Raw genomic sequence first — 16,203 nt, 5'->3', positions numbered from 1 at the left:
AGTTCGAATCGGATGCGCTTCAATACTAAAGGCGGTGACAAACGGATGATGAAAAAAAGATCGGCGCTGCTGTTCGTTATTTTGGGACTGCTTGGCGGGAGTCTGTTAACCATCGTGTTAATGACTTACCCGGGCATTACAAGCCAGGTAAAACCCGGCGAAGGACTGCTGGCAAGTGTAACCGGCAGCTCGCAGCAGAAAAACGATTTAAAGAAGATTGAAACCGCAATGGATTTGATCTCCAGTAACTATTATAAAGATGTCGACCGTACCAAGCTGATTGATGGTGCGATTAACGGCATGATGGAATCTCTCGGTGATCCCTACTCCAACTATATGGGACAGGAAACAGCTGCCCAGTTTGAAGAGTCTATCGAAGGTTCATTTACCGGTATTGGTGCAGAGGTTTCCTCGCAAGACGGTAATGTCGTTGTCGTTTCCCCAATCAAAGGCTCACCTGCTGAAAAAGCAGGTATCCGTGCGAAAGACATCATTATGTCTGTTAACGGCGAATCACTTCAAGGACTTGAGCTCAACAAAGCGGTTAACAAGATTAGAGGTCCAAAGGGTAGCGAAGCTAAAGTACAGGTGAAACGTGCGGGATCAACAGAGCCAATTGAATTCACGATTGTTCGTGATGATATAGATCTGGAAACCGTCTATGCGCATATGGAAGATGGCGGTATTGGTGTCATCAACATTACGCAGTTCTCTCTGAATACAGGTGAACGCTTCAAAGAAGAACTTGCTAAGCTCGAGAAGCAGAATATGAAAGGCCTGATTATCGATGTACGGAATGACCCGGGCGGTGTACTGCAAGTCGTTATCGATATAGCAGAACAGTTTGTACCGAAAGGTAAAGTCATCGTTCAGGTTGAAGATAAAAATGGCAAGAAGGAACAAAGTAAATCGAATGGATCAGCCAAACCTTATCCTATTACCGTCTTGATGAACAAAGGTAGCGCGAGTGCTTCCGAAATCCTGGCAGGAGCTTTGCAACAATCTGCTGGTGCTACACTGGTAGGTGAAAATTCATTTGGTAAAGGAACGGTGCAGACCAGCTACGATAAACAGATGGGCGACGGTAGCCTGCTGAAGATTACGATCGCCAAGTGGTTGACACCAAACGGTACCTGGATTCATGAAAAAGGCATCAAACCGGATATTGCAGTGAACCAGCCAGACTATTTCTCGGTTGCGCCGATTAATAAAGAGAAGTTGCCACTGAAATATGACAGCAATAGCATGGATGTGAAGAGTGCGCAGACGATGCTGAGAGGACTTGACTTCAAGCCGGATCGTGTAGACGGATACTACGACCAAAAGACCGAAGAAGCCGTCAAGGCGTTCCAGAAGAAAAAAGGCATTCAGGTTACTGGCCAAATCGATGAGAAAACGGCAGAGTCTCTGGAAGCATCTCTGATTGAACGTATTGCCAATCCTCAATATGATGCACAGCTGAAACGCGCGATCGAAAATGTCTCAAAGGATATTTCGTCCGCTGTGTCGAAGCCATAAAGAAGGCTGATTTTCAGCCTTCTTTTTTTCTGAACCGGCTGAAGGAGAGGAGTGAAATGCTACAATGGAATGGGTATGGCCTTGGTTAACTGTATTAGGGGAAGCATTGTTACAGTTGTTGATTCAGCCGTTTTATTATATGGCAGTGATTCTGATTGCTTTAATTTATCATCGTCAGTTGCTCCAGGAACGGAAACTCTTCCATGTACGTATGCAGAGTTCGATCACGCAGGCGATTCGAGCGGTTCTTGGGGGAATTGTCATTGGTGTAATTGTGTCCATGATATCTCTTTTCCTGGGCACTTATCTTACGCTGGGAAGTCTGATTAGCATATGGATTGCAGCATTGGTCTTAGCTCTTATTCGTATCCGCTATTTATGTTTCGCCTATGCAGCAGGGGCGCTGGGAATACTGCAATTTGCTTTGAATGTGGCTTCCAGCTGGCAACCTTCCGGTATGCTTGGACAAGCTGTGGAGACGGTGCGTGCATTGGACATGCCTGCATTGCTCGTGCTGGCTGCATTGCTGCATTTTGGCGAAGCTATACTGGCACGAATGCAGGGTGTATCTATGGCCTCACCGTTTCTGATGGAAGGTAAACGCGGGAAGTTGGTAGGCGGATATCAGATGCAACTCTTCTGGGCGGTTCCACTACTAATTCTTGTTCCGACAACCGGAGGTATCACAGAACTGGCGTGGACTCCGCTACTTCATGCAGGTCAGGGCTACACGCTAATGGCACTACCCATCTTGCTGGGATTTAGCGAAAATACACAAAGTATGCTACCTGGGCGTAAACTCCAGGTTTCAGCTAAACGTTTGATGCTGTATAGCTTGGCATTACTTGTATTCAGTCTGCTTGCCGTATGGTGGTCACCATTGACAGTGATTGCAGCCTTGGTAGCTTTTACCGGACATGAACTCCTGGTGTGGTACAGCGCATTGGAAGAGCAGCAACTTAGTCCTGCATTTGTTCACCCTCAGCATGGACTTAAGGTACTTAGTGTGATTCCAGAGAGTCCTGCAGCAGAGCTCGGAATTGAGGCAGGGGAGACATTGTATAAAGTGAACGGTATACTCGTTCATTCTCCCGAAGAGCTACACCGGGCACTGCGGATGAATCCGGCTTTTTGCAAGCTGGAGGTGCGTAATCATCAGGGAGAGAGCAAGTTTATGCAACGAGCGATTTACGAAGGCGAGCACCACCAGCTTGGTGTGATTATGGCACCGGATAAACATGAAGCATGGGCAGTTCAGCCACGTCCGGTGACGTTGTTGCATGTGATTACGCTCAAATTATTCACACGCCGGAAAGAGCAGCAGCGTATCGACGAAGCTCCACTGGCTTTACCACCAGCCCCTGTAGTGAGTGACAAAGGATCAGTCGAAATGTAATAAAAGGTACTTCCAGACGCCTTCGCTGGCGTGAGGAAGTACCTTTTTGCTTTATTTTTTCAAAATAAAAATGGCTATCTGGGTGCGATCACGCAAATGCAGCTTACCCAGGATTTCAGTTACATAGTTTTTGACGGTACCCTCGCTGAGAAACAGTTTAGTGGCAATTTCTTTGTTGGATAGTCCTTCAGATATAGCTTCGGCAACGGAAAGCTCCATGCGTGTAAGCCCATGCGTTTCAAGTGGCTCGTCTACCGGAGGAGAAGCTGGTGTTCGGAGCAAGCCCGCGAGTTTGCGTGCAATATCCGGATGGATCAGCATATCCCCGTTATAGACGGTTTTGATGCCCTGTACGATCCGGTCAGGAGGGACGTTTTTGAGTAGATAACCACTCGCTCCGTTCTGTATAGCTTGAATGATATATTCATCGTCGTCAAAGGTTGTCAGCATCAGTACCTGGATATCGGGGAAACGGGTTTTGATCAGAAGAGTTCCTTCGACCCCATCACATTCGGGCATACGTATATCCATGAGTACAACATCTACAGGTGTTCCTGATTCAAGGCAGACAAGTGCCTCCGTCCCATTGGAAGCCGTATCTGTAATGTGGATATCCGCATCGAGGCCGAGCACCACGTTCAGGCTTTCCCGAATGAAGGGATCGTCATCGACAAGGAGGACTTGAATCATTGAAGGTTGCTCGGACAATGTTTTCTGAGTGCTATTGTTCGGTTCTGGCATGAGCATATTCCTTTCCGTTTTACAGTAAATTCATTTTGTTTGTAATGGGGATTCGAGTGATAACGGTATATGGGGCGGTGGGTTGAACCTCAATGGTACCTCCAATGAACTGTGTACGCTGACGCATACCCTCATGCCCAAGGCCTGTTGTTACACTTGTATCTAAAAGGGAGTGCATGCTGCCATCATTACTGATGCTCATACGAATCTCCTGATGCCCAAAAGCCAGTTGCAAACGAATGGAAGTGGCCTTTCCATGTTTAATGGCATTCGTTACAGCTTCTTTGGCGTTTTTGTACAACACAATCTGCGTACTTGGATAGAGAGTGTGTGGCTGACCAATAATCTCGTAATGAGTCTGTATCCCTGTATCGCGACCGACTTCTTCTAATAGACGATCCAAAGCGTAGGCATCAGATGCATGAAAATCAGGACGAAGTTTATGAAGGGTGTTACGCATATCATCCATACTTGCAGCCAGCTGATCTCGAATCTGCTTGACCATTTCAGTACCCTGTTCGTTATTCAAAGGTAGCGTGAGCAAGGCAGCTTCTGACATCATTTTGGTGCGTATTAGCCGATGTCCGATATCATCATGAAGCTGACGGGATATTCGAATACGCTCTTCTGCCTGAGCCGCATCTTCTAATTGTTTGGAAAATGACAGCAATTGTGCACGCGTCTCTTGTAGCTCATAATGCTTATGCCGTAGCTCGTCATACACATGCTCCAGTTGCTTGCGACCGTTTGCAGCTTTGGCTCCTTGCCAGGAGAGAGCTGCTGTCATCCATAAGAGCAAGTTTACGCCAATGCTCAGCTTCACAGAGTCCGAGAGCCAGCTAATGGTGTTCATTTGAACTTCCATGGCTCTAAGACTGAGCGTAGTTGGAGTTGCAACATGCCAATACAGTGCGAGATTTGTTGTAATCAGCTGAATCCCTAGAATGAACCATCTTACAGATCCACCGAGCCGATACATATAAACATAGAGAACCGATAGAGAGATGAAAATCATAAAGGGGCCGTATAGCGCGATCAACCAGCTGGCCCACATTATTTCTGCCAGAAATAACAGTGATTGCTGTGCGCCTGAACGGGTAAAGCGGTTCGCTACAGCGAGTAAGGTCGAGATGAGGATGTAAAAGGTGTACAATGCTTCGCCATGTAAAGGTAGGGTCAAACTGAAAAACACAGCAGGTACAACCAATAAACCATATTGAAGGAATCCCAAGGGCATATGTAGATGACATCCTTTTTTAACATAATGGAGAATAAGACGATAACGCATCCTTGATTATAACATAGGCCACCGCCACATCAGGAGATGACTTAAGTCACCTTTGAATGATGACTTTATGTACCTTCGCCAAGGGGAGACATTCGATACAATAGACTTAGAAATATCGCGGTAAGAGCTCATATGGGAGGGGCATACGTAGATGAACATATTGGAAATGGATCACGTTGTAAAACGGTATGGGAGCAAGTTATCGGTGGATCACCTCAACTTAAGTGTGCAAAAGGGAGAGATTTTTGGTCTGCTTGGCCCGAATGGAGCGGGAAAAAGCACCACCATTAGCATGATTGCAGGTCTGCTCAGCATGGATCAGGGAGAGATCAGACTGGACGGCATATCGGTGAAGGAGCGCCCACTCGATGTGAAGCGTAAGATTGGGCTGGTTCCGCAAGATTTGGCTTTGTATGAAACGATGAGTGCCGCGGATAATGTTACTTTTTTTGCCCGGCTCTATGGATTACGAGGGAAGAAGCTCAAAGAAAGAGTGCAGGAATCTCTTGAATTTGTCGGTTTGCAAGATAAGGCCAAGGATGCTCCATCCACCTTTTCGGGCGGCATGAAACGCAGACTCAACATCGCATGTGCGCTCAGTCACAGGCCGGATCTGATCATAATGGATGAACCCACCGTGGGCATTGATCCACAATCTCGCAATCACATTCTTGAATCGGTGCGAACGCTCAACAAGATGGGCTCGACCATCATCTATACAAGTCATTATATGGAGGAGGTTGCAGCGATCAGTAATCGGGTGGCTATCATGGATCAAGGCCGGATTATTGCTTGTGGAACCGAGGCTGAGTTAAGGGAACGCGTTGCATCGGAGGAAAAAATTGTACTTACCACCTCCGGCCTGGATGCCGGTGCTGTGGAAGAACTTAAGCTTCACCCGCGGGTACGGGCAGTAGAAGTCACGGAAGACACATTAACGATTATGCTGCCTTCGGCACAGCAGGCGCTGCAAGATATGCTGTTTATTTGCAGCAAGCATGACATGTCCATTCAATCTCTCCGGGTCGAAGAACCGGATCTCGAGACGCTTTTCCTCAATCTGACCGGGCGTACGCTTCGAGACTAGGAGGAGATGGCATGAGTATATGGCATATTTGTATCTTTGAACTCAGACGTATTTTGAAAATTCGTTCTGTAGTGATTAATCTGTTCATTCTGCCTTTATTATTAATTTTTATCTTGGGAACGGCATTATCGAGCGCGATGGGAACAGGAAAAGATACGACGCCTGATACGTTGCGCGTGGGGATTGTGCAATCAAATGAAGCGATATCCTCTCCGGTAGGTGAAGCCCTGAAAGCCTTTGTGGCTGCACCTGAAGTAGCCCAAAAGATAAAAGTGAAAAACATGTCTTCACAGGACGAAACGATGGATGCGTTAAAACAAGGAGATCTTGATTTTGCGGTAATCATTACTTCGGATATGGTGCAACAATGGATGGCAGGAAAAACCGTTAAGCTACAATGGATACTTGGAAAAGACAATACACTTAATGTAGTGGGGCAGACCGTATTCACTAGCTTTACGGATGAGTTGAATCGACAGGCTGCCATTGCAAAAGTCCTTGGGCCAGAAACGGTGATGGCGATTTCAACGCAGGATGGCACTGGATTGCCATCAGCACAGCCAAATATTAAGGTCAGTAGCCCGGGGAATTCCGGTCAATCCTACAGCGCTTCACAATATTACGCAGCAGCCATGCTGGCGATGTTTATGCTGTACTCTGGCATGACCACCGTTAACAGCCTGTTTACGGAGCGCGACAAACAAACGCTCGCGCGTCTTCAGGCAACGCCAGTAGGCAATGGAGTGATCTTTGCTGGCAAAGTTGCAGGTAACAGTTTGCTTGCCTTTTTACAAGCAATCATTATTATCGTCATGACCAACCTATTATTTGGTGTGAATTGGGGTGGTCATCCGTGGTTGATTGTACTAATCTGTATACTTATTACGCTGGCGTCAATGACCTTGGGTATTATTGTAGCCTTGGTTAGTAAAAGTGCTGCTTCAGCTACTGCATTAATGCAGGGGATTATCATCGTGATGACTTTTATTAGCGGCGGGTTTACTCCGATCGCCATCGATTTTGTACAGCGCATTAGCGAATTCACGGTGAATCATTGGGCGCTTCAAAGTTTTCTGAGTATGATGCTGGGTGCAACTTTGCAAGAGGTCATGCACAATATTTTCATGCTTGGGGCCGTGTGTGCAGTGCTAGCAGCAGCTGCTGCAGTGATATACAGAAAGGTTGGATATCGTTATGAATAGTCTGTATATCGCTTGGTTAATGATCCGGAGAACACTGGGACGTAAACGTGGGTTTGTTGCATTTTTACTGCTACCATGCCTTGTTGTGACAGGTGCAGTTGCTCTTTTTGGAAGTGAGCAGGCCAGTCGTGCGGTTGTTTCTTATGTCAATATGGATGAGGGGATCGCTGGATCATGGATGATCAAAGAGCTCGCTCGTACGAAAGACTACAGCTTCAAAGCTGCGAGTAACGAGGCAGAAGTGAAATCGGATATCGTTCGCCAAAAAGCAAGCATGGGAATTGTAATTCCCGCCAATTACACCGAATCGCTGTTACAGGGGAAGCCTGTGGAGATCCAGTGGATTGAAATGCGTGTCAGCGAAAGCTCATACATCCTACGAGCAGCCGCCGAAGGGGTTGCGGATGGGTTGAAACAGTCTGCTGTTGCCGTACAAACATCTGCTACCATGTTGCCTTCTAAAGCTGACGCTAAGAGTCAGGAAGCGAAACTCGAACAGCTCCTGCAAGAGATTGGGAGGCATCATCTATCCGGGGAAGCATTACATCTGCAACTGTATCCCAAGCCAGGTTTAAATAACGTCACCGGATTCACGATTATGTTCATGATGGGACTGTTAACGAGTGCAGTGGCTGTTATTATGGACGATCGAAAACAACATACGATGGCTCGAATGTATACCGCTCCAGTTAGGTCATATGAGATCGCGCTAGGAAACTTTCTGGGTAGTCTGGCGATTGGAGTCATCCAGATTATGCTCGTGCTCGGTATAAGCCGTTGGGTGCTGCATTATGATGCAGGGATTCCGTTTGGTATTCACTTTCTGATTCTTGGAGCGTTTATGCTGGTATCGATGGGATTAGCGAGTGCCGTGAGTGGCCTGATCCGTGAATCGAAAAATGCCAGTATGTTGAACTCGCTCATCATTGTACCAACTTGTATGATTGGGGGTTGTTTCTGGCCGTTATCCATCATGCCGGAGTATATGCAGAAGCTGGCGAACTTCGTACCGCAAAAATGGACGATTCAGGCAGTCGAAACGATCTCCGCCGGAGGCACGCTGGCAGACATCACCCTGCCGCTGCTGATCCTGTTTGCCATGGCCGTGATCCTGCTGGCTGTCGGTTCCGTGATTCTTCGTCCCAATCAACCGGGGATGGATGCGTAAATTGGTTGTGGTGTAAATAGGAAAAGAGATAGAGGGAGTCAGTTAGGAGTTAAGAGTTAAGAGTGAAAGCAAGAGCAAGAGCAAGAGCAAGAGCAAGAGCAAGAGCAAGAGCAAGAGCAAGGGTAATTTAGAATACAGTCAAAAAAGCACGTTTGACGGGATGAATACAGTCAAACGTGCTTTTTACTGAGTTGTTTTTTTGTAACATGACTTCGTAGTCGGTTAATAGAGGCTGAGGTCATGCATGTATTTTTTTGCGGGATAACTGACTATGGCTGTAATTGGCGAAGCACCGTAATTTCAACCCGGCGATTCTTCTGTCTTCCAGTTGCTGTTGTATTGTCTCCGGTTGGCCTGGTATCCGCATACCCTGCATATTGGAAGTGGTCGGGGTCGAGTTTCTCCTGATCGATGAAAAAGCGTAGTACTGATAACGCACGTTCACCGGACAACTCCCAGTTATCCTTGTACGCGGAATTGGCTCCTATTGGGATGTTATCCGTGTGTCCCTCAATACTGACCACCATTTGAAGATTACGAAACAAACTGGCGAGTTTGCTAAGTGTAGGAGCAGCATCTTTTTTCAAGGCAGCTTGTCCTTGATCAAACAGAAAACGATCACTGAGCGTAATGGAGATACCTTGCGGTTTGTCTGCCACGAAAATTTGATTATCCAGTTTATTATCTTCGATATATTGGGTAATCACATTGAACAGATTTTGTAATTCCTGTTCCTGAGTCCTGAATTGTTCTTCCCGCTCCGTGAGCGGACGGTTGCTATCATCCGGGGTATCTTTGTCCGAATCTGATGACGAATCTTGATCATCCTCTGAGCTTCCCTGGGGGGGCTTGGTGATGGTTTGACCTGGTGTCTCGCCGAGTCCGTTCCCCAGTTCAAGTATGGAGTCGGATTTATTAAAAGTGCTTTGAAGGGATTGGGTCACGACGTCGTATTTACCGGTATCCAGATTGCTCATGGCGTACATGATGACGAAAAAAATCAGTAGCAACGTAATGAGATCCGCATAGGTAATCATCCAGCGATCCCGATGGTCAGCAGCTTCGCGTTTGGCACGCCGTTTACTGCGACGACTCATCTAATCCCTCCTTTGCGAGCGGAGATTGCAAGACCTGGCGGTGCGACAGTGTAAAAGACTCTAGCCGTTTGCGAACGAGCTGTGGATTTTCGCCATTTTGAATGGCAAGCACTCCTTCAAGCATCATCTCCATTTCTTGCACCTCGTCAGCACCTCTGGATTTGATTTTGGAAGCGATAGGTAAAAAGATCAGGTTAGCACTGGCAACTCCATATAGAGTGGCTGTAAAAGCAACGGCAATGGCTGGTCCGAGTCCGGTTGGATCGGTTAAGCTTCCGAGTACCTGAATAAGTCCCATTACGGTTCCGATGATCCCCATCGTTGGGGCATAACCACCGGCAGATTCGAATATTTTGGCATAACCCTCATGTTTCTGCTCTACAGAATCAATTTCCATCTCCAGAATCTGCCGAACAACATCCGGGTCTGTACCGTCGACAACCATCTGGATGCCATCTTGTAAAAAGGGATGGGGATGATCCACAACTCTGCGTTCCAGAGCAAGCACACCGGATCTGCGGGCAATGGATGACATCTCGATCAGTTCTTCGACCCATTGTTTGGAATCCTGAGCACGACGTCCAAAGGCCATACGTAAAGCAGCAGGGATCGTTCGCAGACGATGTGCAGGGAAGCTGGCTACAACGGCAGCGATGGTGCCGCCGAACACGATTAGAGCAGCCGTTTTTTGTAACAGGCCGGACATATGGCCGCCTTCCCACAAAAAACCGCTGATAACTGCGGCAATTCCGGCAATTATACCGATAAGTGTCGCAATATCCATAAATTAACCCACTCCTATCTTCATTTCACGTTTGCATCACTAAAACGAACAAGGTATAATTGAACGGGAACAAATATTCCTATTACTATAAGTTTTCCCAACTGGAAATTCGGGGAACTTCGACAATATATAACTTCGACAATATATAGTGACTATTATTTTAGACGATAGGGTGAGATACGGCAATGAGCGATATTATTATGAGCGACAAAACGTTCGAAATCGAGTCAGAGTTTTCTCCCCAAGGTGATCAGCCAGCAGCCATTCTGGAATTGGTGAAGGGTGTTCAGGAAGGGAAGAGATACCAGACGCTTTTGGGTGCAACGGGTACGGGTAAGACGTTTACCATTGCACAGACTATTGCCAAGCTACAGCGACCCACGTTGATTATTGCACACAATAAGACACTGGCAGCACAGTTGGCGAGTGAGTTCAAAGAATTTTTTCCAAATAACATGGTTGAGTATTTTGTCAGTTATTACGACTACTACCAACCAGAAGCCTATATTCCTTCCTCAGATACGTATATCGAGAAGGATTCGAGTATTAATGAAGAGATTGATAAGTTGCGACATGCCGCGACCAGTTCCTTGTTCGAACGTCGTGATGTCATTATCGTAGCAAGTGTATCCTGTATATATGGTTTGGGATCACCTCATGACTACTCCAGTATGTTGTTGTCTCTGCGGGTTGGAATGGAGAAACCACGTAATCAGATTCTGTCCCGTCTTGTAGAGATACAGTATCAGCGGAATGATATTAACTTTGTCCGTGGCACGTTCCGTGTCCGTGGCGATGTTATTGAGATTTTCCCGGCTTCCAAGGGTGAACATGCCATTCGAGTGGAGTTGTTCGGGGATGAGATCGAGAAAATTACCGAGATTGACGTCTTAACCGGAGAATTAATCGGTGAGCGCGAGCATATTGCTATTTTCCCGGCATCTCACTTCGTAACCCAAGAAGAAACGATGCGTGTGGCACTGGTGAACATCGAACGTGAATTGGAAGAACGGCTTGAAGTATTGCGTGAGCAAGGCAAGTTGCTGGAAGCACAGCGACTGGAGCAGCGTACACGTTACGATATCGAGATGATGAAGGAAGTCGGGTTCTGCTCAGGGATCGAGAACTACTCCGGGCCGCTGACCTTCCGTGAACGCGGGGATACGCCATACACCCTGATGGACTACTTCCCGGATGATATGTTGATCGTGGTGGATGAGTCACACGTTACATTGCCGCAGATCCGTGCGATGTACAATGGTGACCAAGCGAGGAAGACGGTGTTGGTGGATCACGGTTTCCGTTTGCCTTCTGCACTGGATAACCGTCCGCTGAAGTTTGAAGAGTTTGAAGGGAAAATGAACCAGATCATCTATGTATCGGCGACGCCAGGACCTTACGAAATTGAGCATACCGATACGATGGTGCAACAGATCATTCGTCCGACTGGCCTGCTTGATCCTGTTATTGAGCTGCGTCCAACAAAAGGACAGATTGATGATCTGATTGCAGAGATTAACGACCGGATTGCCAAAGACGAGCGTGTGCTGATCACTACGCTGACCAAGAAGATGTCGGAAGACCTGACGGATTACCTGAAGGAAGTTGGCATTAAGGTTAGATATCTGCACTCGGAGATCAAAACATTGGAACGGATGTCCATTCTGCGTGATCTGAGGCTGGGTACCTTCCATGTATTGATTGGTATTAACTTGCTACGGGAAGGTCTGGATTTGCCGGAGGTTTCATTGGTAGCTATTCTGGATGCGGATAAGGAAGGTTTCCTGCGTTCCGAGCGTTCCCTGATTCAGACAATCGGGCGTGCCGCAAGGAACAGTGAGGGTAAAGTTATTTTGTATGGTGACAAAGTAACGGATTCCATGGATAAAGCGATAAAAGAGACCGAGAGACGCCGTACCATTCAGATGGAGTACAATGAAAAACACGGCATTACACCGCAGACCATTCGCAAAAAAGTGCGTGATGTCATTGAGGCAACGAAGGTTGCTGAATCCAAAAACGAGTATCTGACTGGCGCCGCCGAGAAGATGTCGAAGAAGGAGCGCCAGTCGCTTATTCAGCGTCTGGAAGCGGAGATGAAAGATGCAGCCAAAAACTTGCAGTTTGAGCGTGCCGCCGAGCTTCGTGATGCATTGCTGGAATTGCGAGCAGAATAGATGTAAATCGATAGAGGAAGCTTCATTGATTGAACATGGATGATAAGAGAACGGCCAGTCTGGCCGTTCTCTTATTGAGTAAATCGAAGTAAATAAATGTATCCATTGACCCGATAATAAGACATGTTGAAATCGCAAAATCAGGTCTATACTGATAAAAATGACGAATTTGGTTAAGAGGTTTATAGAAAAGCAATGAGAGGATGAATACCATTGGCGAGCGAGAACATTGTCATCAAAGGCGCACGAGCGCATAACTTAAAAAACATCGATATTACTATTCCGCGTGACCGCTTTGTCGTATTGACCGGTTTGAGCGGATCAGGCAAGTCCTCGCTGGCGTTTGATACGATATATGCCGAAGGACAACGGCGTTATGTAGAATCATTGTCTGCCTATGCACGTCAGTTTTTAGGTCAGATGGAGAAACCGGATGTCGATTCGATTGAGGGGCTATCGCCTGCGATCTCCATTGATCAGAAAACAACAAGTCGTAACCCGCGTTCCACAGTAGGAACCGTTACTGAAATTTATGATTATCTGCGTCTCCTGTTTGCTCGTGTGGGTCATCCGCATTGTCCGGATCACGGGATCGAAATTACATCCCAAACCGTAGAACAAATGGTGGATCGTATCATGCAATACCCTGAACGTACCCGGTTGCAGATTTTGGCTCCCATTGTTGCGGGACGCAAAGGAGAGCACAAAAGTGTTTTTGCCGATGTATCTAAACAAGGGTTTGTCCGTGTACGGGTTAATGGGGAATTACGAGACCTGTCAGAGGACATCCAGCTAGAGAAAAATAAAAAACATACCATCGATGTTGTCGTTGACCGGATCGTTGTGAAGGATGATGTTCAAGCTCGATTGGCAGATTCCATTGAAACGGCACTTAATCTGTCTGGTGGGCAGCTGCTCGTGGATATTATCGGTGAAGAAGAACTGCGCTTCAGTTCCAACTTTGCTTGTCCGGTGTGTGGATTCAGTATTGATGAGCTGGCGCCTCGGATGTTCTCTTTTAATAGTCCATTTGGTGCATGTCCGGATTGTGACGGTTTGGGTGTCAAAATGATTGTTGACCCGGATCTGCTTGTGCCGGATCGCAGTAAATCGATTGAAGAAGGAGCGTTTGATGCCTGGACAGGAGGAACGTCCACGTATTATCCGCAGTTTCTCAAATCCGTATGCGAACATTTCAACATTCCGCAAGATGTTCCTGTAGAGGATCTTCCTGCTGAACAGATGAACAAGCTGCTGCAAGGAACAGGGTCTGAGAAAATTCGTTTCCGTTATGAAAATGACTTCGGACAGCGTAAAGAAGCATTAGTTACGTTCGAAGGGATCGTTAATAATCTGGAGCGTCGATATCGCGAAACAGGTTCAGAAGGTATCCGTGAGTTCATTGAAGGATACATGAGTGCCAAGCCTTGTGGTACATGTAAAGGGCAACGTCTGAAACGAGAGAGTCTTGCTGTAACCATTAATGACCACAACATGGCTTATGTGACTAGTTTGTCCATCGGTGAAGCGGGACGTTTCTTTGAGTCACTTCAACTGACCGAAAAAGAACAGACCATTGCCAAACTGATTTTAAAAGAAATTAACAGCCGTTTGGGTTTTCTCGTTAACGTAGGTCTGGATTACCTGACGCTAAGCCGTGCTGCGGGAACGTTGTCCGGTGGTGAAGCACAACGGATCAGACTAGCGACTCAAATCGGTTCCAGCCTGATGGGAGTGCTCTACATTCTGGACGAGCCAAGTATCGGACTGCATCAACGGGATAATGATCGTTTGATCTCCACGCTCGCACATATGCGGGATATCGGGAACACGTTGATCGTTGTCGAACATGATGAAGATACGATGATGGCAGCGGACTATATTATCGACATTGGCCCAGGTGCAGGTATTCACGGCGGGACAGTAATGTCACAAGGTACACCTGAAGAGATTATGAATGACGAGAATTCGTTGACAGGTCAGTACCTCAGTGGCAAGAAGTTTATCCCGATTCGTACCGAACGCCGAAGTGTTGGCGATCGCTGGTTGGAAGTGCGCGGAGCCAAAGAGAACAACTTGAAGAATCTGAATGTAAAGATTCCGGTGGGTGTGTTTACCGCTGTAACGGGAGTGTCCGGTTCAGGTAAATCTACACTGATCAACGAAATTTTGTACAAAACGCTGGCACGTGATTTGAATCGTGCACGAGTACGTCCAGGGCAACACAAGGAGATTCGTGGTCTGGAGCATATCGATAAAGTTATTGATATCGATCAGTCCCCGATCGGACGAACTCCACGTTCCAATCCGGCAACCTATACCGGTGTATTTGACGACATTCGTGACCTGTTTGCACAGACCAATGAAGCAAAAGTACGCGGATATAAAAAAGGCCGGTTTAGCTTTAATATCAAAGGTGGACGCTGTGAAGCCTGCCGTGGAGATGGAATTATAAAAATCGAGATGCACTTCTTGCCGGATGTATATGTGCCGTGTGAGGTTTGCAAAGGCAAACGTTACAACCGCGAAACACTTGAAGTGAAGTACAAAAACAAAAATATTGCAGATGTGCTTGAAATGACCGTAGAGGATGCAACTCAGTTTTTCGAGAACATTCCGAAAATTCATCGCAAAATGCAAACGTTGCTTGATGTAGGCCTTGGTTACATCAATCTCGGTCAACCTGCAACAACACTGTCCGGTGGTGAAGCACAGCGTGTGAAGCTTGCTTCCGAGCTGTATCGACGTAGTACTGGCAAGACGATCTATATTCTGGATGAGCCTACGACTGGTCTGCACGTCGATGATATCGACCGACTGCTGAACGTCTTGCATCGCCTCGTCGATTCAGGAGAGTCTGTGCTTGTCATTGAGCATAATCTGGATGTCATCAAAACAGCCGATTATATTGTTGACCTGGGTCCAGAAGGTGGAAGCGGCGGCGGTACAATTGTAGCAACAGGAACACCAGAGGATATTATTAAAGTGCAGGAATCCTATACGGGTAAGTATCTAAAACCTGTACTGGAGCGCGATACAGAGCGGAGCAGAGCTCTGCAACTGGCGGAGTAGTCAGCGTAAGAGTAAGAGCGTAGCAAATCTGTAAATTGAATTACTTATAGTCAATTACGCAGATGCTCTATGGCGTGTGTGACACTCTACACCGTGGAGTTGTGAGATTTTTTGCACGGCACGCGACACCAGAGCGCGGTGCTGTGCTTTAGGACTGCTTAATTAGATACTGAGTTGGAATAAAAATGTAAGCCTTCTTTACCTGGCAAATAGGCTGTGGATGATAGTCCACCACCTTTTCTAGGGTAGGAAGGTTTTTTTGATGTTAAAGAAGAGGATAGTTTGAGGGAAATTGCAATGTGTGTTTAAAAAAATGAAATGATTCCACGAAGTTGTAACTTTATTGGGGAGAAGTGAGAGGCGTTATAAAAATTAAGGGAATTTTGAGAAGTGTTAAGAATCGTTGAGAAGCATTAAGGAGCATTAAGGAGTAAGTTGGTGTATTAATTGTATGAATTATTACGCTAAGTATCTAACGATCACAGGTGAGCTTATTTGAGCAAAATAAGGTGAATCAGAATTCTAACGATCACCATGGACCAATGTCAAGAAAGTAGACACTTACGCGACGGATTTGTCCGTAAACTTCTTCGCAAAACGAGTAGGGGAAAGATAACCTAGCGCACCATGCATTCGCTTGCGGTTGTAATAGAACTCAATGTACTGGTAAATG

Annotated in this window: 11 protein-coding genes; 7 read left to right on the top strand and 4 right to left on the bottom strand. The window is 46.6% G+C overall.

The features are described from left to right. Window positions 1–45: 45 nt before the first annotated feature. Both H7T88_RS22605 and H7T88_RS22600 read left to right on the top strand, forming a co-directional pair. On the top strand, window positions 46–1,518 hold the full coding sequence (locus H7T88_RS22605) for a S41 family peptidase (protein WP_154891285.1): 1,473 nt from the start codon (window positions 46–48) through the stop codon (window positions 1,516–1,518). 64 nt (window positions 1,519–1,582) lie between these two features. Continuing rightward, window positions 1,583–2,914, top strand: a complete 1,332-nt coding sequence (locus H7T88_RS22600; RefSeq protein WP_221790438.1) for a PDZ domain-containing protein — start codon at window positions 1,583–1,585, stop codon at window positions 2,912–2,914. 51 nt (window positions 2,915–2,965) lie between these two features. On the opposite strand, the gene H7T88_RS22595 is transcribed toward H7T88_RS22600, so the two are convergent. Continuing rightward, window positions 2,966–3,604, bottom strand: a complete 639-nt coding sequence (locus H7T88_RS22595; RefSeq protein WP_221790501.1) for a response regulator — start codon at window positions 3,602–3,604, stop codon at window positions 2,966–2,968. A 70-nt stretch (window positions 3,605–3,674) separates the two neighbouring features. After that, the gene (locus H7T88_RS22590) at window positions 3,675–4,892 is read right to left on the bottom strand and encodes a sensor histidine kinase (protein WP_221790436.1); all 1,218 of its coding nucleotides are present in this window, start codon (window positions 4,890–4,892) and stop codon (window positions 3,675–3,677) included. 202 nt (window positions 4,893–5,094) lie between these two features. Here H7T88_RS22590 and H7T88_RS22585 point away from each other — a divergent pair, with 202 nt between their 5' ends. The 3 genes from H7T88_RS22585 to H7T88_RS22575 are packed head-to-tail and all read left to right on the top strand — an operon-like array spanning window position 5,095 to window position 8,400. Then, complete coding sequence (locus H7T88_RS22585) at window positions 5,095–6,030, top strand: ABC transporter ATP-binding protein (protein WP_260511084.1); 936 nt, start codon at window positions 5,095–5,097, stop codon at window positions 6,028–6,030. An 11-nt stretch (window positions 6,031–6,041) separates the two neighbouring features. Further along, window positions 6,042–7,232: an ABC transporter permease gene (locus H7T88_RS22580; protein WP_221790434.1), complete on the top strand. Its 1,191-nt coding sequence runs from the start codon at window positions 6,042–6,044 to the stop codon at window positions 7,230–7,232. Then, window positions 7,225–8,400 (top strand): ABC transporter permease, encoded by a 1,176-nt coding sequence (locus H7T88_RS22575; protein ID WP_221790433.1) that lies wholly within the window; start codon window positions 7,225–7,227, stop codon window positions 8,398–8,400. The genes H7T88_RS22580 and H7T88_RS22575 overlap by 8 nt, the downstream gene beginning before the upstream one ends. A gap of 269 nt (window positions 8,401–8,669) precedes the next feature. Here H7T88_RS22575 and H7T88_RS22570 read toward each other — a convergent pair whose 3' ends face one another. Both H7T88_RS22570 and H7T88_RS22565 read right to left on the bottom strand, forming a co-directional pair. Further along, window positions 8,670–9,497: a flagellar motor protein MotB gene (locus H7T88_RS22570; protein ID WP_221790431.1), complete on the bottom strand. Its 828-nt coding sequence runs from the start codon at window positions 9,495–9,497 to the stop codon at window positions 8,670–8,672. After that, entirely contained in the window at window positions 9,481–10,281 is an 801-nt protein-coding gene (locus tag H7T88_RS22565) for a flagellar motor protein (protein WP_221790429.1), read from the bottom strand. Before H7T88_RS22565 ends, H7T88_RS22570 begins: the two co-directional genes overlap by 17 nt. 185 nt (window positions 10,282–10,466) lie before the next feature. On the opposite strand from H7T88_RS22565, the gene uvrB reads away from it, so the two are divergent. Both uvrB and uvrA read left to right on the top strand, forming a co-directional pair. Continuing rightward, a complete protein-coding gene (gene uvrB, locus H7T88_RS22560; protein ID WP_221790428.1) occupies window positions 10,467–12,458 on the top strand; it encodes an excinuclease ABC subunit UvrB in 1,992 nt (663 codons plus the stop codon). A 213-nt stretch (window positions 12,459–12,671) separates the two neighbouring features. Then, window positions 12,672–15,530: an excinuclease ABC subunit UvrA gene (uvrA, locus tag H7T88_RS22555; protein ID WP_221790427.1), complete on the top strand. Its 2,859-nt coding sequence runs from the start codon at window positions 12,672–12,674 to the stop codon at window positions 15,528–15,530. Window positions 15,531–16,203: the final 673 nt, after the last annotated feature.

Source organism: Paenibacillus cucumis (ex Kampfer et al. 2016), assembly GCF_019748695.1.
GTDB lineage: Bacteria > Bacillota > Bacilli > Paenibacillales > Paenibacillaceae > Paenibacillus > Paenibacillus polysaccharolyticus.
The sequence above is the reverse complement of the archived record's forward strand: the minus strand, read 5'-3'. Positions and strand labels throughout refer to the sequence as shown.